16 protein-coding genes are annotated in these 19,945 nt (G+C 57.8%); 15 read left to right on the forward strand and 1 reads right to left on the reverse strand.

What is annotated here, in order from left to right:
- Window positions 1-36 precede the first annotated feature (36 nt).
- The 15 genes from RB548_RS30985 to RB548_RS31055 all read left to right on the forward strand — a co-directional run bounded on the left by RB548_RS30985 (window position 37) and on the right by RB548_RS31055 (window position 18,873).
- A complete protein-coding gene (locus RB548_RS30985) occupies window positions 37-1,272 on the forward strand; it encodes an aminotransferase class I/II-fold pyridoxal phosphate-dependent enzyme (RefSeq protein ID WP_331376197.1) in 1,236 nt (411 codons plus the stop codon).
- A gap of 141 nt (window positions 1,273-1,413) precedes the next feature.
- A complete protein-coding gene (locus RB548_RS30990) occupies window positions 1,414-2,421 on the forward strand; it encodes an NAD-dependent epimerase/dehydratase family protein (protein ID WP_331376198.1) in 1,008 nt (335 codons plus the stop codon).
- A gap of 8 nt (window positions 2,422-2,429) precedes the next feature.
- Window positions 2,430-3,410 carry a glycosyltransferase family 2 protein gene (locus RB548_RS30995; RefSeq protein ID WP_331377172.1) on the forward strand — a complete coding sequence of 327 codons (981 nt, stop codon included), beginning with the start codon at window positions 2,430-2,432 and terminating at the stop codon, window positions 3,408-3,410.
- Window positions 3,410-3,811: a GtrA family protein gene (locus RB548_RS31000; RefSeq protein ID WP_331376199.1), complete on the forward strand. Its 402-nt coding sequence runs from the start codon at window positions 3,410-3,412 to the stop codon at window positions 3,809-3,811. Before RB548_RS30995 ends, RB548_RS31000 begins: the two co-directional genes overlap by 1 nt.
- Before the next feature lie 382 nt (window positions 3,812-4,193).
- A complete protein-coding gene (locus RB548_RS31005) occupies window positions 4,194-5,498 on the forward strand; it encodes an O-antigen ligase family protein (protein ID WP_331376200.1) in 1,305 nt (434 codons plus the stop codon).
- Between the two features lie 226 nt (window positions 5,499-5,724).
- A complete protein-coding gene (locus RB548_RS31010) occupies window positions 5,725-6,630 on the forward strand; it encodes a methionyl-tRNA formyltransferase (RefSeq protein ID WP_331376201.1) in 906 nt (301 codons plus the stop codon).
- 639 nt (window positions 6,631-7,269) lie between these two features.
- Window positions 7,270-8,682 (forward strand): glycosyltransferase family 39 protein, encoded by a 1,413-nt coding sequence (locus RB548_RS31015; RefSeq protein ID WP_331376202.1) that lies wholly within the window; start codon window positions 7,270-7,272, stop codon window positions 8,680-8,682.
- 85 nt (window positions 8,683-8,767) lie between these two features.
- The gene (locus tag RB548_RS31020) at window positions 8,768-9,496 is read left to right on the forward strand and encodes a glycosyltransferase family 2 protein (RefSeq protein WP_331376203.1); all 729 of its coding nucleotides are present in this window, start codon (window positions 8,768-8,770) and stop codon (window positions 9,494-9,496) included.
- 35 nt (window positions 9,497-9,531) lie between these two features.
- Window positions 9,532-10,671: an NAD-dependent epimerase/dehydratase family protein gene (locus tag RB548_RS31025; RefSeq protein WP_331376205.1), complete on the forward strand. Its 1,140-nt coding sequence runs from the start codon at window positions 9,532-9,534 to the stop codon at window positions 10,669-10,671.
- Window positions 10,672-10,792: 121 nt separating this feature from the next.
- A complete protein-coding gene (locus RB548_RS31030; RefSeq protein ID WP_331376206.1) occupies window positions 10,793-11,794 on the forward strand; it encodes a UDP-glucuronic acid decarboxylase family protein in 1,002 nt (333 codons plus the stop codon).
- Window positions 11,795-11,965: 171 nt separating this feature from the next.
- Window positions 11,966-12,379: a GtrA family protein gene (locus RB548_RS31035; RefSeq protein WP_331376207.1), complete on the forward strand. Its 414-nt coding sequence runs from the start codon at window positions 11,966-11,968 to the stop codon at window positions 12,377-12,379.
- Window positions 12,380-12,825: 446 nt separating this feature from the next.
- Window positions 12,826-14,931 (forward strand): polysaccharide biosynthesis protein, encoded by a 2,106-nt coding sequence (locus RB548_RS31040; RefSeq protein WP_331377173.1) that lies wholly within the window; start codon window positions 12,826-12,828, stop codon window positions 14,929-14,931.
- 86 nt (window positions 14,932-15,017) lie between these two features.
- Window positions 15,018-16,262: a glycosyltransferase family 4 protein gene (locus tag RB548_RS31045; protein ID WP_408642509.1), complete on the forward strand. Its 1,245-nt coding sequence runs from the start codon at window positions 15,018-15,020 to the stop codon at window positions 16,260-16,262.
- 74 nt (window positions 16,263-16,336) lie between these two features.
- Entirely contained in the window at window positions 16,337-17,419 is a 1,083-nt protein-coding gene (locus RB548_RS31050; protein WP_331377177.1) for a glycosyltransferase family 4 protein, read from the forward strand.
- A 263-nt stretch (window positions 17,420-17,682) separates the two neighbouring features.
- A complete protein-coding gene (locus RB548_RS31055) occupies window positions 17,683-18,873 on the forward strand; it encodes a calcium-binding protein (RefSeq protein WP_331376208.1) in 1,191 nt (396 codons plus the stop codon).
- Window positions 18,874-19,001: 128 nt separating this feature from the next.
- Here the strand turns inward: RB548_RS31055 and RB548_RS31060 are convergent, their stop codons facing one another.
- Window positions 19,002-19,937 (reverse strand): NAD-dependent epimerase/dehydratase family protein, encoded by a 936-nt coding sequence (locus RB548_RS31060; RefSeq protein ID WP_331376209.1) that lies wholly within the window; start codon window positions 19,935-19,937, stop codon window positions 19,002-19,004.
- Window positions 19,938-19,945 lie beyond the last annotated feature (8 nt).

The following is a 19,945-nucleotide window of genomic DNA, read 5'->3' on the forward strand; positions in this document are numbered from 1 at the left end:
CCCGCGCCCGAACGAACCGCAGATGGGGAGCGTGAAATGCGTGTCAACTATGGGCAGTCCGTCTATGGAGAGGCCGAAATAGCGGCAGTTGTCGACGTCATGCGGACCTCGACACAGATGGGTCGCGCGGTCAGATCCATGGAAGAACGTGTCGCGGCGCTGTTCGCCAAGCGGCATGGCATCATGGTCAATTCCGGGTCGTCGGCCAATTTTCTCGCTGTAGAATTGCTGCAGTTGCCAAAGGGCGCGGAGGTGATCACCCCCGCCCTGACCTTCGCGACGACCGTCGCACCGATCGTAAGATCGGGACTGGTGCCAGTATTCGTCGACGCGGCCGAGGCGACCTACAATATCGACGTGGACGCTATCGAGCGGATGATCTCGCCCAAAACGCGGGCGCTGATGATCCCGTCGCTGATCGGCAATCTCCCGGATTGGGACCGCATTCGTACCATTGCCGACTCGCATGGACTGTTCGTCATCGAGGACAGTTGCGATACGCTCGGTGCCTCCATCCATGGCGCGAGCACGGGCACTCGTTCTGACGTCAGCACGACCAGCTTCTACGGTTCACACGTGATCACGGCCGGCGGAAACGGCGGCATGCTTTGCGTCAATGACGACGAACTGGCACGTCGGGCACGGTTGCTGCGCTCTTGGGGGCGCACGTCGTCCTTGTTCGTCGATTCCGAAGCCATAGAGAACCGCTTCAACATCGATCTCGACGGCTTCTCCTACGATGCCAAATTCGTATTCGAGACGCTCGGTTTCAATCTGGAGCCCTCCGAAATGGGCGCCGCCTTCGGACTTGTCCAACTCGACAGACTCGAAGCAAACATAGCTGCGCGCGAGCGCAATTTTGCCGCTCAGTTTGCATTCTTCAAAGAATATGAAGACTGGTTCGTTCTGCCGCGGCAATTGCCGGGATCCCGTACGGGCTGGCTTGCCTTTCCCCTCACCGTCCGGCCCGATGCGCCATTCACCAGGCGTGATATGCAGATATTCCTCGAACGCAGGGAAATACAGACCCGCCCGGTCTTCACCGGCAATGTTCTGCGCCAACCGGCGCTGAAGGGAGTGGAATGCCGAGTTACCGACGACGGATATCCGGTCGCGGACGATGTGATGCGCGGCGGGATACTGCTCGCCTGCCATCACGGTCTCACGCGAGAGCAACTCGACCACATTCATGCTTCGTTCCGCGAGTTCGCTCAAGGTTTTTCGGCGACGAGGAAACCGCAACCACTTCAGGCGAGAGCTGCGGGTATCTAACGATGGCTTCATGCCGGGCACGCGCCGAGGTAACGGGCGGAGGAGACTGGCGCTCACGCTGTGCCGGTCAACGGCATCTGTCGACCAGGCGTCGCTTTCGTGCATGATTGAGAAGCGGCAAGTAACATTGGGTCCAAGTCGATGTCGCGTATACTTATCACTGGCGGCGCAGGATTCGTCGGTTCTCATCTCGCAAGGACCTGCCTAGCGAAGGGCCATCAGGTCCACCTGATCATTCGCCCCGGCTCCGACGACGAGCGAGTTCAGGACCTGCGCGGCGGTGTTATTCGGCACAACTTCGACCTCCTGTCCGAGCACGCGCTCAAGTATTGTATTTCCGAAGTCCAACCCGAATACATCTTTCATCTCGCAGCCCGTCCGCGCCGACAAGAGGCTCCGGACCTTTCCGACGCCATGGAAGGTATGCGTGAGCAGACGCACGGGCTGATCGGCCTCCTCGGCGCAGCCGCAATGGCGCCTCGTCCCCCGAAAGTCATGATCCGAACGGGCTCCCTCGCCGAATATGGTTCGGCGCCCGCCCCCTTTCAGGAGGGTATGCGCGAGGCCCCGGTCAATGCTTACGGCGCGGAGCTCACGGCTGCGGCACATTTGGTTGGCGCGCTTCAGCGTCGGCTATCCTTCCCCGTCGTTACGGCCCGCCTGGCGCTCGTTTATGGCGCTTTTCAGTCGACAGCCTATTTGCTGCCTTGGCTGATCACCCGCTGCCTCGCCGGAGAGCCGTCGGTCGTGCGACATCCGGAGGACCGACGCGACCTGATCTATGTCGACGATGCAGTCGACGGGCTTCTCTGTTTGGCAGATGCTCAAACACCGGGCGGCACGATCGTCAATATTGCCACGGGCTTCGCACCGAGTATGCGCGAAGTCGCCCGGCTCATCGTCGCCGAGACGGGCGCCGACCCGTCCCTCATTGAATACGGTGCAGCAAGCGGGTCCTCCGGCATCCCGGACTTCCGAGCCGACACAGCTTTGGCACGTAACCTCATGAGCTGGACGGCATCAACGCCGCTGGCGGAAGGCCTCATCCGCACCGTCGCATGGTATCGCGAGCGCAGGCGGCCGGAACGACCTTACGACCGGGGCCAGTTGCCTGTCCTGTCACACACTAAGGGAAGTGGAGCGCCGTAGTGGCCGAGATGAAACCGTTGATTTCCGTTTTGGTGCCGGCGTTCAACGAAGAGGCGAACGTGCGGCGGGCGTATGCGGCCATCCTGGAGACATTCCGCGATCTGCCCGGCTACGCCTATGAGATCATTTTCACCGACAATCACTCCACGGACCGCACGTTCCAGATCCTTCAGGAGATCGCACGCGAGGACCACCGTGTTCGGGTCATCCGCTTCAGCCGCAATATCGGCTACCAGCGCTCGCTCCTCGTCGCCTACAAAGCGGCAACCGGCGATTGCTCGGTTCAGATAGACTGCGATCTCCAGGATCCGCCACAGCTCATTCCTCAGATGCTGGCGCTTTGGCGCGAAGGCTATCAAGTCGTCTATGGAATTCGCCGCTCGCTCAAGGATGATTGGCTCACTGCCTTCATAAGGCGCGCCTTCTACCGGTGCATCAATGCACTCAGCGAAGACGACCTCCCCCTGAACGCCGGAGAGTTCCGCCTTGTCGATCGCCGTATTCTGGACGAATTGCGCGGGGTCGATGACACATCGCCCTATCTGCGCGGGCTAATCAGCGCGATGGGGTTTTCTCAGATCGGCTTCGAATATGACCGGCAGGCGCGCGCGGCCGGTGAGAGCAAATTCCCCCTGAAGGCCATGCTGTCCCTGGCAGTTGACGGTATTCTCAACCATTCGTTGATTCCATTGCGGATAGCTTCGATGACCAGCCTGATCATGGGATCCGTCACCTTCCTGTTGCTGATTGGCTACGTGGCCGGCAAACTGATCTTCGGACAGGAGTGGCCGGCGGGCTTTGCCACCACGACGATCCTGATCCTGCTCTCCATCACCCTCAACGCGATCTTTCTTGGCATCATCGGCGAGTATATCGGGCGGATATTCATGCAATCCAAACGACGACCGGCTCCGATAGTCGAGGCGAGCCTGAATGGCGAGTTCCACGGCGGCCGCGAGCGGACCCCCTCTAAAATGGGGTCGCCGTGATGCGGCGCCTACCCGCCCGCGGCCAAGTCGCCCGGGAAGGAGGCGTCGATACCCTGGCGCGCTTTGCCGTCGTTGGTGCGATCACGACGATATTGGATTTCGTCGTTTTCACCTCCCTCGCTGCCGCCGGCACCATACCCGCATCCGCTAACATTCTCTCTTACTCCTGCGGCATTTTTGTCAGCTACGTTCTCAATCGATCATGGACCTTTCGTGCCCGGCGAAGCCACGTGCAGGCGGTAAAGTTCGTCCTATCCACGCTCACCGGTCTCTTGATCTCGACTTGCCTCGTCGCCCTGCTGGCGAGCCTGATCCCACCACCTGTCGCCAAGATCCTGAGTGTGCCTGTGGTCTTTGCCTGGAACTATCTCTCCGCACGCCTGTGGGTCTTTCGTCCGTGAAATCGCTGCTTTCGCTCAACGAGCCCGCGGATATGATTGACTGCGGCCTCCACCAACGGAATGACGTGTGCGACCGGCTTGAGCGACGACCACTGCGAAATGCTGAAGCTAGAAACTTTCTGCAGCGCCGCGCCTTAACATGCAGTCGTTCCGCGATAATCCGCGTTTACGCCTCGCACTAATGTGTAGTACCCTCTTCGACGACAAATTTTAGAAGCTTGTTAAAATAGTTTTCTCCGTATCACTGATTGGAACTCTCGAACTTTTCGGACAGCGGGGAATGTTCAGACCGAGCCGCAAGCATCGCTCGCCTCGACCTGACAGCCGCTGATGTCAGCTATATCTAAAAAGACAGGGTCCTCCGTCCCGCAGGAGCGTACCGATGATTGAAAATACCCGCCGCTTGACCACCGGCACCTCGCCCTTTAGGTCGGCGACGCAGACACGCCCGACAGGGCGTAGCCGAGCAAAGAGATACATAATTTATTCGGCGATATTTCTCTCGCCATTCCTCAACCTGAAGGCAGAATTCGTCTATTTCACCGCCAGCGACGGGCTATATATTCTGGCGTTGATGCTGATTGTTCTTCAGGGAGATCTCCGAAAGTTCCCGCTGGGCCAAGTTGGTCCTTTTTGGATCACTGCATTTGTCTTGGTTTCGAGCGGCATCTACCTCAGCAGCCTTTTTGTAGGAGATGCTTGGCGTGGCGTCGCGCTTTGTCTTCAATACTTCTTTTGCTTCATACTTCTTCCGCAAATTCTCATACAGGACGACGAGGACGAGGCATACCGTCTCATCATCGCATTTATTTTGGGAATACTGGCGCTCGACATCCATGGCATCATTACGTTTTATACGGTCGGTTACACACCCGATTCACGGGTTGTCACCGGTGGCATGCGGTTGGCAACCTTAAATGGAACCGCCAATGGGGCGGCGAGATTAAACGCCATGGCAATCGTTATCACGCTTTGGCTGTTCAACATCCGCCGCATCTCCATCTTGACCTTTCTATGCTTTATCACAACGATGGTTGTTGCACTGGTGCTCACAAGTTCCAACACGGGCCTCATCGCAACGGTAACGGGGCTCACGACGTATTTCGCCCTGACATTCCGACCAGCGCTTATCTTGAGAATCATACCGGCGATTGCCGTTATTGCCGCTTTTTTCCTCCTTGGTGGCGTTGAATATCTCCCGGCAACCTTCCAGAGGCGAGTATTGGGGGCCGTGCTTTCCGGCGATATTACCGAGGCAGGCACGTTCGTAGACCGCACCGCTCTCATGCTTGAGGCGCTCGAGATGATCGCAAGCCGGGGTTTCACCTTGCTCGGAATTGGAGCCGACCAATTCAGGCTCTACAGTGTTCAGCAAACTCCTGTACATAATACCTTCCTGCTCTTGTGGATCGAGGGAGGCGTGCTTTCACTAGCTGGTTGGCTGCTTATGTCGACGATGGGAGTGATCGTGTGGTTGTTAGCGTGGCGGCAACATGTAATACCGCACGGCAGAGCTGCAGTGTTCGTTTGTTTCGCCGTGTTCGTTACACTGTCGAGTGCGTCCGCGCATATTTATGCGCGTTACTGGTATACAGCCCTTATATTGGTCATGCAGCCCACAATTATTGCGATGTCGCAGGGCAATCGTGAAAAGAGCGTCGCGCGCATGCTTGCCAGGACCAGATGACACGACCAAACGCTCGAAGTGCCGCATCAGCCGACAGTCACGGGGTTACCAAAGTATAGACCGCCACAAATGTGCAGAAATTATTGCGCGTGACGATTTATACTGACTTTGCGTTACGTTTCAAACCGCTTGCGACGACTGTTCGGCGACGAGGTTTCCATCCATTACTCACGCGCAGTCGTGTTAAATTAAAAATCAATATTCCCAACCTTATTGGTGCAGGATCATGCGCGTTGTCTTTGTCGGTACCGTCGAAAGCTCAAAAATCGCCCTGGAAGCGCTGATAAAGGCGGGGCGCACGCCTACGCTGGTGATCACACTCCCACCCGAGGCAGCGGGACGACATTCCGATTTCGCCGACATCGGCGAACTGGCGCGGGCGGCTGAAATCGCGGTCTTTTACAGCACCAACGTCAATGCTCCCGCAACCTTGGAAGCTATGGCAGCGATCGACCCGGATCTGACACTTGTCGTCGGGTGGTCGCAGATTTGCCAACGACCGTTTCGAGAAATTGCGCACAAGGGCACCATCGGCTTTCATCCGGCGGCGTTGCCGCGCCTGCGTGGTCGTGCAGTCATTCCCTGGACGATTCTTCGGGACGAGGATACGACCGGCTCCACGCTGTTCTGGTTGGATGACGGCGTCGACTCGGGGGCCATTCTGCTTCAGCGGCTATTCCCCCTCGCGACCGACGAAACCGCAGGCAGCCTTTACGCCAAGCATACGGCGAACTTGGCGGAGATGGTCGTCGAGGCGGTTGCTGTCGTTGAGAGGGGAAGCGCCCCGCGAATAGAGCAGGATCATGACAAGGCAAGCTATTGCGCGAAGCGAACAGCCGAGGATGGCTTGATCGACTGGAACGCTTCAGCCGGCTCGATCCTGCGCCTCATCCGTGCCGTGGGTGCCCCCTATCCGGGAGCCTATTCCTTTCACAATGGTGAGAAGATCCGAATCGATGCAGCCACGCGTATTGAAAACGCGGGCCGCTTCATCGGCTTGGTGGGCCAAGTGCAGGCCCATACCGACAGCGGCTTTATCGTTCTTTGCGGAGACGGGGAATGCATCGACGTGTCGGCCTGGGCCTACCCCTCTGGGAAACGACCACCGGTCCATAGCAAGCTGCGCCAGTGAGCGTGCGTCATCGAACGAAAGTTGGCTTCAGCCGCAAATACTCAGCCCCTTTTGTACGACACCATATCGATCAAGATTGAGGCTGTAAGCAGATCGAACAACATCAAGTATATTAGGCAGTCGACATTCTCAACCGACTATGCCATCATCAACGCTGTTTGGCGGGCACTATAGCTGCGCCGGCTAATTGTGGAATAAAATAACTTTCCAGGACTGTTTACGGCTTGCGGTTTTGGTCGGATATCGACGACCCAAGCACTCGATATTTTTAAAGTTCGCGGGCATGTCACGCGCATGGTGGGGGCTTTAGCGACGATTTTCGATCGATTGCGATTGCTCGGATGAATCGGGTTTTCTGATCGCCGGACGAAGCACAAAGCCTTTGCGGGTTGAATTTCAACCTCCATCAACACGCTGGAGCCAAACGAACGCGCCAGAAATGGGAGCGACGGCTGCATGAAGCGGGATCGACTACCGGGGGTGCAATCAATTTCGGCAAGAACCGCCGGTGATGCACTCGCTCCCGTTCACTATAGGACGCGGCTCGTTTCGGCCGCAGTCCTTTCCTTGCTCGTTTCAGTACTGTTTCTTGCAACCACTACTCACGGAATAGGGATTCTACCTGACTCAGTGGCATACATGCGCATTGGAACTGCGCGCCACTTTGCTCCGCTTTATACATGGCTTCTACAAGCGTTTACATTCGCTGAGATCGACATCAAGGCAGCAGCTTGGTGGCTCAATTGGGTTCTCTACGTCGCAAATACGATGCTGATCTTGCGGTTACTGTCTCTGGGACAGCTCAGCCCGATCTGGGCCGCCTTGGGAACGGGCTTGATCGTTTGCCATCCTCTTTTCGTGGAGTTTCACGCGGTCGCGATGACGGAGCCGCTGTTTCTCGCACTGGTCCTCGCGTCCGTCTTGGCGTTTCTGCGGGAGGTGCAAGACAACCGCGGCACGGGCGTCGCACTTGTCGGAGCAATCGTTGGATTGGGGATGCTGACGCGGTTCGCTGCCGCTCCACTTCTGCCCACTTTCGCAGCCCTGAGAATCCTCGTCGGCAATGGGGGCGTTGCAAAACGATTGGTCGACTGCGCGATCATGGTCACCGCCTGCGCAGCTGTTTTCGGGTCATGGATGGTCGCGAGCGAGTTGACTGACGGGCAGTCGACAGGACGGTCGCTGGAACTTCTGGGGCATCCCGATCTTGCCTATTGGCTTTGGACGGTCAAATCCGCATCAACTGTGCTTTTACCCTCCGTACTCGCACCATCCGTTCGCATCCTATTCCTGACAGCCGCAATCGTGGCGGCAGCTTTCATTGCGGCGAACTACGCGCTCGTTTGGCTGCGCCTATCTTCCGCGCAAAGGGCACGACCGCAGACCCTTGCGCCTGTCGTCTTCAGCCTCCTGTCGGTTTTCTACGTCCTGTTCTTGGTCGTCTCCGTAATGATTCAGTATCGACTGCACCTCACGGGGCGATTTCTCTTGCCGCTGTATGTTTTCCTAGCGCTCGCCGCAATGACTCCCTTTGGGGCGGGAAACCCCGGCCTCATCCGTCGCCGCGAAGTGGGGATCATCCTTGCCGGCCTCGCGCTGGTGATCGGAATGTCGAACCTCGCCCGAACGGCCGTTTTCACCGTGTCCACCTATAAATCAGGCCTAGGCTACGCTCATCAGACCTGGTCCACCTCGCCTGTGCTCGCATCGGTGGCAAACCTGCCAAGCGATGCCCTGATCTATTCGAACGCGCCTGATCTGATCGAGTTCCGCCTGCAGCGCCGCGCCGCATACATCCCCGCTCGCTTCAATCATCTGTCCGGCCGGGATGACGCCCGCGTGCCGTTTACGCAGCAAATGAACGCCATGCGCCAGCGCCTTGCGGAAGGCAATGCCTACGTTGCCTTCATCTACGGGGTCGACTGGCGTGACTACCTTATCAGTGAATACGACCTTCTTCATTCAGTCCCACTCGTCGAGGAGCAAGCACTTCCTGACGGGCGGATTTACCGCGCAACACGCACCGTAACCGGCACGCCAGCCTCGCTCTGAAGCATCGGACCGGCATCGTCGCAAATGGGACAAGGCATAAAGGATTGGTGGCACCAAAAGGATCGTAACGGGAGTATGGATCGTGATGGTTCAGAAGAAAATTTATGTGGTAATTCCTGCCTATCAAGCTGCTCTGACGCTCGAAAGCGTATTTGAGAGAGTCCCGAGGGAAATTTACGAAAAAGGCGCCCGGATCGTTGTAGTGAACGATGGCAGCTCTGATAAGACCGGCGATGTTGCGCGGAAGATCGCTCAATCGCGGCCAAATGTGGAAGTCATCGACCATCCGCAAAACCGGGGCTACGCGCAGGCGCAAAAGACCGGCTTCTCTTATGCCTTGGCACAAGGGGCGGACACCGTCGCACTGCTGCACGCCGACGGGCAGTATGCGCCCGAACTGCTGCCGCGCTTGCTCGCGCCCTTGGAAAAAGACGAGGCTGACGTCGTCATCGGATCGCGCATGCTCGAGCGCGGCGCCCTAAAGGGCGGCATGCCGATGTATAAGTACATTGCCAACAAGGCGCTTACAGCCATAGAGAATCTGGCGTACGGGCTTCGCGTGAGTGAATATCACAGCGGGTACATGCTTTATTCCCGCCGGTGCCTCGAAGCTATTCCATTCGTTCGCCTCAGCGATACATTTCATTTTGATGGTGAAATGATCATGATGGCAGGCAAGCGCAAATTGCGGATCAGGGAGATTGCGATACCGACGCGATACGCTGACGAAAAATCACATTTAAAACCGGTTCAGTACGGTTTTGATGTACTGAAGATAGTATGGCAAAATTATCGCGGTAAATATGAATTTTAGTTGTGTAAGTCTTTTTCAACGAAAAGGATTTCGTGATGAAGATACTCGTCACAGGTGGCGCAGGGTTCGTAGGATCATTTCTTTGCGAGAACCTGCACAAATCCGGATACGACATACGAATATTCGATAATTACGAACCGCAAGTCCACGCTGCATCGCATGGCAATCTTGGAAACCTGTTGCAGCCAAATGGGTTGCCAATCAAGGGAGTCGAGATCGTCTATGGTGACACGCGGAGCCCTACCCAACTCGAAGCGGCGTTGAAGGATGTAGATGCCGTCGTCCACCTGGCTGCGCAGGTCGGGGTCGGCCAGTCGATGTACGAGATCCACCGCTACGTCGACCACAACACGGTCGGAACGGCGGTTCTCTTGGAATTGCTGGCTTCCCGCAAGCACAACGTAAAGAAAGTGGTGGTTGCGTCGTCGATGTCGATTTACGGCGAAGGCGGAGCACGATGCAGCCATTGCGGTGATGTCACGCCCACGCTCCGTGAGGCGGAGCAAATGAAGCTCGGCGATTGGGAGGTGCGATGCCCAAGCTGCAACCGAACCGCATCGCCGATACCCACCAATGAGCTGAAGCCCGTTCTGCCGACCTCGATCTACGCGATTTCCAAGAGGGATCAGGAGGAAATGTGCCTGGTCGTTGGGAGAGCCTACGACATTCCATCCGTCGCGCTGCGGTTCTTCAATATTTATGGTCCGCGACAGTCATTGGGGAATCCCTATACGGGCGTCGCTGCAATATTTTCCTCCCGTCTCCTGAATGATCGAGCGCCGGTCGTCTTCGAGGATGGCAATCAAACGCGAGACTTCGTGCATGTCACGGATATCGTCCAGGCTATTTCACTTGCACTTGCAAAGGACGAAGCGAATGGGCAGGTGTTCAACGTCGGCACGGGTCGCCCGACATCGATCAAGGACGTTGCGAACCTTCTCGCCCGGAAGTTGCGGCGGGACATTGCTCCTCAAATAGAGAACAAGTTCAGGGAGGGGGATGTCCGACACTGCTACGCCGACATCAGCAAGATTCAGCGGTACCTTGGCTACAAGCCCGCTGTCGAGCTCGAAACCGGAATCGACGATCTGATTGCGTGGGCAGAAGACCAGCAGGCGGAAGACCGGTTCGACCTCGCGGCCGCCGAGCTGGCGAAAAGAGGTTTGGCCAGATGACGCGCACGGAGATCTTGTGGCGCGTATGCGTTGGGACGCGGGTGTGGCCGCCGGCCTCCCGTTGGTCGTCGGAGGCTGGAATACCATGCCGCTTCAAGTCGCCTGAGATGAGGTAAGCGCAATGGGCCGTCAATATACAAATCGCATACTGGTGACCGGCGGATGCGGCTTCATAGGGTCTCATCTTTGCGAGCGGTTGATCGAGAGCGGCGCCGACGTTCTGTGTGTCGATAATTTCTTCACCGGCTCTCGCGGGAACGTCGAACACCTCCTGTCTCATCCGCGGTTCGAACTGCTCAGGCACGACGTGACGATGCCGCTCTATGTGGAGGTGGACAAGATTTTCAACCTTGCCTGCCCGGCTTCTCCGGTGCACTACCAGTTTGACCCCGTCAAGACCACGCGGACGAGCGTGCAGGGCGCCATAAACATGCTTGGACTGGCCAAACGGCTGAAGATAAGCATCCTTCAGGCCTCGACATCGGAGGTGTACGGCGATCCCTCTATACATCCGCAGACCGAAGACTATTGGGGCAATGTCAACCCGATCGGACCTCGGTCCTGCTACGATGAAGGCAAGCGCTGTGCCGAAGCGCTGTTCTTCGATTACAGGCGGCAGCATCAAGTGGCGATCAAGGTTGCGCGCATCTTCAATACATACGGGCCGCGCACCCACCCTAGCGATGGGCGAGTTGTTTCAAGTTTTATCGTCCAGGCACTTCTCGACGCCGATATAACTGTCTTCGGAGATGGCTCCCAGACGCGATCGTTCTGCTATGTCAGCGATACGGTTGATGCCCTTCTGCGTCTCATGAATTCGCCGTTTGACGTCACCGGCCCGATCAACATCGGCAATCCAAACGAAATTTCCATGCGCGAGCTGGCGGAATTGATCATCGATCTTACCGGGTCCAGGTCGCAGATCGTGTACCGGCCATTGCCCCAGGATGATCCCTGCCGGCGGCGTCCCGACATCTCACGTGCAAGGGGACAACTCGGATGGTCACCCAAGATTGCATTGAAGGAAGGGCTCTTGAAAACCATCGGCCACTTCAACGAGTTGCTGATGCGCCCAAATTCCCGGATGGACCTCGTGGCCCTGTATGAGACAAATCATGCCTAGCAAACCACGCCTGGGAGAAGCACGTCGCCGCTGTGGCGAAGTGGGCAGCATGGATGCCCCAGTCGAACGGGGTGTCCGGGCCAGGTTCTCGGCCGTGCACATCGTCGCCAGCGCGCTGTCGGGCGGGCAACTCTCATGCAGGCGCAACACTCCTCCTTTGGCGCGACTTAGATGATGCAGTCGTCTTCAACCCATATCACAAAGGCGCTCAGAGCGGCCCTTGCCATTCGTCTGCTGAGATACGCTCTTGTCGGAGGCTTTGCTGCGCTTCTGCAAGTGTGTTTGCTCACCTTGTTCATAGAACTCTTCGGCATGCATGCCCTCGTGGCATCGACCTTGGCCCTGGCGATCGCGATCATGGTCAATTATAGGCTTCAACACCACATAACGTTCAGGTCGAAGGCGAAGCACATCGTCGCCGCCCCGCGCTTCGTCGCCTTGGCGCTCTGCACGCTTACGGCGAATGCCGTTCTCTTTAACAGCCTTTTGACGGTCGTGCCCTACATCGTGGCTCAGGTCATCGCGCTTGGCACTATCTTCCCGGTCAATTACTATTTGAACCGGACCCTGACATTTCGCCACTGACCACCTGGGGGCGAGAATTCAGCCGCGGTGGGCTTGCCGCAGCACGCCAGTGCGAAACCTTATGCGCATCATTTTGATAGAAAACTATTAATTGGGAGGAAGCCTCGAAGACTATTTACAACCGGTTAATAACATGCTTTTTTATTATGGAAATTGAATATGCCAAGGAAGTTTTGCGTCGCGATTAAAAAAATCGTGAACGCCTATTTTTTGTTGAATTAGATTTATCAAGCTTTCGGCGCCGGCCGACCGCTCAACATTACAGAGTAACTGTTTCCGAGTCAGTAGAATGGCTACGGGTGCAATCGTCGTGCGGCGAGAAGGCTTCAGTAGTTAGAGGGGCTGTCATGTTGCGCATACGCGCCGCCGCGAAGACGATTCGTGACAATTTCCTGCTGTGGCCGCCAATATTGCGAAAAGGTGAAGGGCGGGGACTATCGGCAAAGTTGATCTGGGCTGTCTTTTCAGCCGCGTCAGAAATAGCTCGGCGCCGGTTGCGCATGGCCGCTCACAGCGTGCAGAAATCCCCGGCACTTTACGCCGCCGATCTCGGCTCCGCCGCCATCGCGCTCGCCGTGGCCCTGTTGCTTCGGTACGGCGTCGCCGACCTTAGTGCGCGACCTGAATCCGCCTCGGTGCTGCTATGGTCCAGCATCCAGTACATCGGTGTATGCGCGTTCGTATTCCCGTTGTCCGGCCTCTACAGCCGCAATTGGAAATACGGCTCTATCTCTGATCTGTTCATCATACTTCGAGCGGTATTGCTGACATCCTTGCTGCTCGTCTCGCTCCTTTTCTTCTCGACCAGGTTGAGCGAAATCCCAAGAACCGTCGTTCCGATGCAGTCGCTTCTGCTCATTGCTTTCCTCGCCGCCGCGCGATTGAGCTTCCGCGCCGAGGAAATTCCGCTTGCTCGGCCCGTTTTCAAAGGCAAGGTGGCGAACGACGATCACCGCATACCGCTTTTGCTTGTCGGCGCCGGTGACGCCGCTGATCTCTACTTGCGGGCGCTCGCACGGGCTCCCAACTCCACGTACCTGCCGGTTGCCTGCCTCGACGAGAACGCAGACCAGGTAGGCATGAGCCTTCGCGGCGTGCCGATCGCCGGCAGCGTCGATGATTTCGAGAAAGTCGTGGCCGAGTTGCAGCAGCTCGGCAAGCAGCCGCGCCACGTCGTCTTCACGGAAGCACCTGCGGCCTTCGGCGAGGGGGCATCGGACAACCTGCTGCGTTCCGCCGAAAGGCTTGGCATCGCCGTCTCGCGGCTGTCACAAATGACGGAACTAAAGCGCGCCAAAGGTGACAACCCTTATGAGCTGCGATCGATCGAGCTGACCGATCTGCTGGAGCGGCCGCAGGCGGCGCTCGATCGAGAGGCGATAGCCCGTCTCGTTCGCGGCAGGCGCGTTCTGATCACGGGAGCCGGCGGCTCGATCGGCAGCGAATTGACCACTCAGGTGGCAGCCTGCGGACCGGCAGAGATCGTGCTGATCGAAAACACGGAATACAATCTTTACGCGATCGACATGGTCCTGAACGAGAACTTCGCGGGGGTTCCGCGCTCGAGCTACCTTTGCAGCGTCCGGCGCAGCCAGCGCGTCGAGGAGATCTTCGAGCGGCACCGGCCCGAAATGGTCTTTCATGCCGCAGCGCTCAAGCACGTTCCCATGGTGGAATTGAACCCCTGCGAGGGCGTGCTGACCAACGTCATTGGCACGATGAACGTCGCCAATGCGGCCAAGAAGTTCGGGACGCTCGCCATGGTCCAGATCTCGACGGACAAAGTCGTGAACTCGACCAGCGTCATGGGAGCGACGAAGCGTCTCGCAGAACTTTATTGCCAGGCGCTCGATCTGGACGGTCACCGGACGGGTAAAGGTCCTCGGTTCATGACGGTCCGGTTCGGAAACGTGCTTGGGTCAAGCGGCTCACTCATTCCGCTCTTCAAGCGCCAGCTCGCGAGAGGCGGCCCCCTTACGGTGACCGATCCATGCATGACGCGTTTCTTCATGACGATCCGCGAAGCCGTGGAACTGACGCTGCAGGCCTCCGCCTACGGCTTCGAAAAGCAGATCGGCCAAGGGGAGATCTTCGTCCTCGATATGGGCGAACCGATCAAGATCATCGACATTGCCCGGCGCATGATCCGACTGGCGGGATTCACGCCCGATCAGGACATCGAAATCAAGATCATCGGCCCGCGGCCAGGTGAAAAGCTGTTCGAGGAACTCTTCGACGAGACCGACAAGCGCATAACATCACCGGTGCCGGGTGTCCTGGGAGCGGTCCCCAATCCGATTCCGTTGCCGAAACTGAGAGATGCCTTTGCGCGGCTGCGGCGCCATGCTGAGCGGGGCAACGAGCCGTCACTGATCTCGGTCATGTGTGAATTGCTTCCTCGCTACGAGCACGGAAACAGCACTGCCACAACACAAGTCAAGGGCAGGAGATCTGCGCTTCGACCGAAAGAACGGGCGAAGGCGCGCGCGCCGCGGACCGGCTTCGGGAAGAGCACGCGCAGCGTTCTCCGTTTGCCTGGGAACCAGGGGTGAGAGCGTGGTCAGAATGAACGGGCCACATGTCAGCGCCGCAGCCCGCGACAGGCGGAAAAAGGTGTTGCGTTCTGAAAATCGGAACCATGTCAACCAGGAGGCCATCCTTGAATCCGGCTGGGCAGGCTTCTCGTATCGAATCTGAGGACAATGCGGCCGATTGGCCAAATGGGTCCGTGGCGTATCCGTCAGGGCGCAAGCTTGTGATTGCTGTGGTCGCAAGCCTGACAGCTTCCCTGACGATCTTTCGCTTGGAGTTGCTGAGGCGGTTGGCTGGCGCCGGGCACGATGTGATAGCCTTCGCCCCCGAAAGCGACGCGCGTGTCGAGCAGGAACTCAAGCAGATCGGCGTCCGCTTCGTCCGCATTCCCATGGCGCGCACCGGGCTCAATCCGTTGGAAGACCTCCGCACGCTCTGGTCTCTGCGACAACACTTCATCCGGTTGAAGCCGGACATAGTTCTTCCCTACACGATGAAACCGATCATCTATACGGGCATCGCGGCCCGGCTGCTCGGAATCAAGGAGCGATGCTTTCTCGTCACCGGCCTGGGCCATGTGTTTTCGGATGCGGCCGGCCGTTCGTTCAAAACCTGGGCTATCCGTCACTTATGCGTCCGCCTGTATCGCCTCGCGCTCCGCGGTGCCAGGGTCGTCTACGTCTATAACGAGGCGGATGCTGAAGACATCCGCCGCTATCGGATGCTGCAGCGTGGTCTATCACCGACGATGATCCCCGGGTCCGGCGTCGATCTTGACCATTTCACAGTCTCAACACCACCTCAGGGCGGGCCGACTTTCCTGATGATCGCCCGGCTTCTCCGTGACAAGGGCGTCGTGGAGTATGTCGAAGCCGCACGAATGGTTCGTCGGTCTTTCCCCGATGCCAAGTTTCAGTTGCTCGGACATTTCGACAGCAATCCCACGGCGATCTCGCAGGCGGAAATCGACGGTTGGATGCGCGAGGGAATTCTGGACTATCTCGGCACCACTCGGGATGTACGTCCGTATTTGGCGGCATGCAATGTTTTCGTCTTGCCTTCCTATTACCGCGAGGGCATTCCGAGAAGCATTCTTGAAGCATTGGCAACGGGAAGACCGGTGATCACGACGGATTTGCCCGGTTGCCGCGATACCGTGCAGCCGGGTGTGAACGGCCTGACAGTTAAGGCGCGCGACGTCGCCGCGCTTGCCCACGCCATGGTGTCGTTTGCGCAGGACCCTGAACTGGCGAAGAGAATGGGAAAGCGGTCGCGAGAACTCGCAGAGGCCAGATTTGACGTGCACATGATCAACCGCATGCTGCTTGCCGGCATGCATCTGCCCCATTGATGAGAGAGCTCCATGGCGCCGCGATTCAGCCATCCGTCTTATGCATGGGTAGCGCCGAATGCATGGCCGCCAAGATGATAATGCATGTCATAACCAATCTTACGGCCAGTGCCGGCGCCGAAACGATGCTCGCGCGCCTCCTTCGCAGTTCAAGCGATGACCGCGTCATCGTCGTCTCGCTCATGGGCGTGTCGGATCGGAACCGCAACCTCGCCAACAACCCCGCAGTCGTCTACGTATCCTTGCAAGCCAACTCTATCGCATCGCTACCGGGCGCCGTCCTGCGGCTGGCATCACTGATCCGAAAAGAGCAGCCCGACGTCATTCTGTGCTGGATGTACCATGCGATGGTCGCCGGAACGGTTGCGGCGACCATCTCTCGGCGGGAGACACCGGTCTTCTGGAACGTTCGCCAGTCGTTGGATGACCCTGCCTGCCTCACACGCAGTTCACGCATCGCAATCGCGGTGGCAAAGCTTCTGTCGCACCAGCCATCGGGCATCATATACAACAGCGCCCGTGCCCTCCATTTGCACGGGGCATATGGTTACACAAACCGGAATACGGTGGTCATTCCGAACGGCTTTGAACTCCCGCAACTGGCCGCGTCAACCGGGACAACGGCGCGTCGGATAGGGATTGTTGGCCGATTTCATCCGCAGAAGGACCATGGGACCTTCTTCAAAGCGGCCGCTGCAGTCATCAGGACCCACCCGCAGGCAATCTTCTCCGCCGCGGGCAATGGGCTCTCGAAAGACAACCCCGCCGTGGTCGAACTAATGACTCAAGCGGGCCTTCCCGTTCACGCGGTCGAGCTTAAAGGGGAAATCTCCGACATGTCGGTATTCTACCAAAATATCGACGTCCTGGTTCTGTCTTCGAGGACGGAGGGTTTTCCCAATGTCATTGCAGAAGCGATGAGCTACGGCAAACCGATCGTGACGACAGATGTAGGTGATGCAGCCGCGGTTGCCGGAAACGCTGGCATTGCCGTGCCCGCCCGCGACCCGGAGGCCCTCGCCTGGGCTATCCGCGAAATTCTTGACCTACCGCCCGTCGAATATGCGCGCTATGCGCGCAACGCGCGAGAGCGCGTCGAAAACGAGTACGCGATGGCCGCGATCTCCAAAAAATACTCAGCCTTTCTAACAGTTTGAATGACAGGGCCGTTTGCAACTACGCTACTAAAAGTCGGCAAATTTCCCGCCAAATTTCCTCCGCTGTAAGAAATTCTCCGGCTAACCTTCAATTCCAAAACCGGTTGAAAGGCATTGAATACCTCTAAAATAAGTAGTATTTATTTTTTCTCTTGCAAAACGTTGGGTTTAGCTGTGTCGGCGGACCGCTTTAGACAACAGATCACTTTTGCGCCCTATTCTGACTTTATCCGCCCTCCGGCAAACAGCTAGAGGACATCAAAATGATTTTGAACGGAACCAATGTTGCCAATCGCCTGCTTGGTACGAATCTGATCGATACGATCCGCGGCTATGATGGTAACGACGAAATTTGGGGCTACGCCGGCGACGATTACCTCGACGGTGGAAATGGCAATGACAGGCTTTTCGGCGGCCTTGGCAATGACTTCTTCAAGGCTGGTGCCGGTGACGACTATGCTGAGGGCGGCGACGGCAATGACAGTTTTGACGGCGGCCTTGGCGCCGATACATTCCTCGGCGGTTTAGGAAACGACATATTCGAGGGTGAGGACGGTAACGACACGATCAATGGCGGGGACGGCCACGATCACATTCTCGGCGACGCCGGAAACGACACGATCTATGGCGGAGCCGGCGAAGAATACATCGATGCCGGCGATGGCGACGACATTGTCTACGCTGGCGAGGGTAATGACGGCTTCAACAATCGGATTAACCCCGCAACAGGAAAACTCACTCAGCAAGCGGTATCGACCGGTGCCGGTAACGATACGATCTATGGCGAAGGTGGCAACGACGCTCTCAAGGGGCAGTCCGGTCACGATCGGGTATATGGCGGCATCGGCGACGACATAGTCGACGGCGGTGACGGAAACAACTATCTCGATGGCGGCGATGGCATCGACGTACTCGACTCGGAAAGCGGCATCGACGAGGCCCACGGCGGATCAGGCAACGACAGAATCTCGGTTGGAGCCGGCAACGATCGGGCGTATGGCGACGACGGCGACGACCGAATCGCCGGCGAGAGTGGCGCAGACCTTCTCAAGGGTGGCACGGGCAACGACTTGTTCTACGGCGGCGATGGCAATGACACGCTGCACGGCGACGCGGGCAGGGACACTATCCTTGGCGAAGCGGGGACCGATGTGCTTTGGGGCGGAGCCGATTCCGATCGCTTCGTGTTCAAGGGAGCGCCTGCGCTCACCGGCCAAGACACTGTCATGGACTTTCAAGACGGTGTCGACTTCCTTGTCCTGGAGAATCTTGGGATCAGCCAGTACTCCAAATCCGGCGCAGCAGGCACGATCTATGCGTATGACGCTAGCGGTGGTGACGTGCTGTTAAAGGGCTATGACTCCGCCGGCCACGCGATCTCCATCCTCGTGGACGACCCCAACGGCAGCCTCTCCGCCGCAAACTTTTCGCGGGGCGATTTCGTTTTCGCCTAGTCTAATAAGTTGACACGCGGGATGCGGGCGGAAAACCGCGCACACTTTCCTCATCCCGCTCTGGCAACCGAGACGTTGGGGGCGCCGCCATGCGGCGCCTCCGGCTCACCGTGTCTTTCCCCTCACACTCAGCCCTGGAATTCCATGGGGCCTGTCATCGCTTTCCAGGTTTCAATGCCCTCACGGAAAGAGAGAGGCTTGTAGTCCAGTTGCCTTGCAGCCTTGGCAACATCGAGCGAACTGAAGCCGCGAGCCGCGGCATCATCGCTCCCACCCTCGACGGTGATAAGGTCCTGGCTCGCTCCGACAACATTGGCCACGATCTGCGCCGCTTCCAGCGAGGTGCAGGCATGCCCGCTTCCTGCATTGAACACTCCGTCCGCCCCTTTCCCTACTGCCTCCAACGCCAACGACGCGACATCGTCAACAAAAACGAGATCGACACTGTACTGTCCGCCGTCTCGAATTATCAAAGAGCGTCCACTTCCGAGCGTTCGTACGAAAGTCGGCACCATTCCCGTGCCATGCATACCAGGACCATAGACCGATGCGAGACGAAGCACGGTTACCGGCATCGCATTGGCCCTGCCGAAGGCAATCAGGCATATTTCAGCCGACAGCTTACTTGCCAAATAGTAGCTGGCCCGGTGCACGGGAAAGGCGGGACTTGTTTCCGTGGCGCGATGGGGGCTGGGCGCGTAGACCTGTGCTGATCCAAAATACACGAACCTCTTCACCCCTTGTGAAGCGGCATCCATGACGATCTGCAGGGCGCCGTTGGTGTTGATCTCGAAACATTTGGCGGCCTGGCGCACGTCGCTAAGGTCAGCGGGAATATAAGCGGCCAGGTGAAGGATCGCATCCGATTGATCCACCGCCGGAAGGGGATCGCCAATCGACCATTTTTCGACGCGCAAACCAGAGCCTTTTATAGCTGAGACCCGATCCGGGTCGCGCGCAAGGGCAAGGACCTCGTAGCCCCTGGAAAGAGCGCAATTGACCAGTCTTGACCCGATGAACCCTGTCGCGCCTGTGACGACCAGCCGCCCTGAACCCACGACCATTTTCTCCC

It is taken from the genome of Sinorhizobium chiapasense (genome assembly GCF_036488675.1).
Lineage (GTDB): Bacteria > Pseudomonadota > Alphaproteobacteria > Rhizobiales > Rhizobiaceae > Sinorhizobium > Sinorhizobium chiapasense.

What these genes read in the sequence shown, in the direction of transcription:
- RB548_RS30985 (WP_331376197.1), top strand. Translation starts at nt 37, where the DNA reads ATGCGTGTCAACTATGGGCAGTCCGTCTATGGAGAGGCCGAAATAGCG.
- RB548_RS30990 (WP_331376198.1), top strand. Translation starts at nt 1,414, where the DNA reads ATGTCGCGTATACTTATCACTGGCGGCGCAGGATTCGTCGGTTCTCAT.
- RB548_RS30995 (WP_331377172.1), top strand. Translation starts at nt 2,430, where the DNA reads ATGAAACCGTTGATTTCCGTTTTGGTGCCGGCGTTCAACGAAGAGGCG.
- RB548_RS31000 (WP_331376199.1), top strand. Translation starts at nt 3,410, where the DNA reads ATGCGGCGCCTACCCGCCCGCGGCCAAGTCGCCCGGGAAGGAGGCGTC.
- RB548_RS31005 (WP_331376200.1), top strand. Translation starts at nt 4,194, where the DNA reads ATGATTGAAAATACCCGCCGCTTGACCACCGGCACCTCGCCCTTTAGG.
- RB548_RS31010 (WP_331376201.1), top strand. Translation starts at nt 5,725, where the DNA reads ATGCGCGTTGTCTTTGTCGGTACCGTCGAAAGCTCAAAAATCGCCCTG.
- RB548_RS31015 (WP_331376202.1), top strand. Translation starts at nt 7,270, where the DNA reads ATGCGCATTGGAACTGCGCGCCACTTTGCTCCGCTTTATACATGGCTT.
- RB548_RS31020 (WP_331376203.1), top strand. Translation starts at nt 8,768, where the DNA reads ATGGTTCAGAAGAAAATTTATGTGGTAATTCCTGCCTATCAAGCTGCT.
- RB548_RS31025 (WP_331376205.1), top strand. Translation starts at nt 9,532, where the DNA reads ATGAAGATACTCGTCACAGGTGGCGCAGGGTTCGTAGGATCATTTCTT.
- RB548_RS31030 (WP_331376206.1), top strand. Translation starts at nt 10,793, where the DNA reads ATGGGCCGTCAATATACAAATCGCATACTGGTGACCGGCGGATGCGGC.
- RB548_RS31035 (WP_331376207.1), top strand. Translation starts at nt 11,966, where the DNA reads ATGATGCAGTCGTCTTCAACCCATATCACAAAGGCGCTCAGAGCGGCC.
- RB548_RS31045 (WP_408642509.1), top strand. Translation starts at nt 15,018, where the DNA reads ATGTCAACCAGGAGGCCATCCTTGAATCCGGCTGGGCAGGCTTCTCGT.
- RB548_RS31050 (WP_331377177.1), top strand. Translation starts at nt 16,337, where the DNA reads ATGATAATGCATGTCATAACCAATCTTACGGCCAGTGCCGGCGCCGAA.
- RB548_RS31055 (WP_331376208.1), top strand. Translation starts at nt 17,683, where the DNA reads ATGATTTTGAACGGAACCAATGTTGCCAATCGCCTGCTTGGTACGAAT.
- RB548_RS31060 (WP_331376209.1), bottom strand. Translation starts at nt 19,937, where the DNA reads ATGGTCGTGGGTTCAGGGCGGCTGGTCGTCACAGGCGCGACAGGGTTC.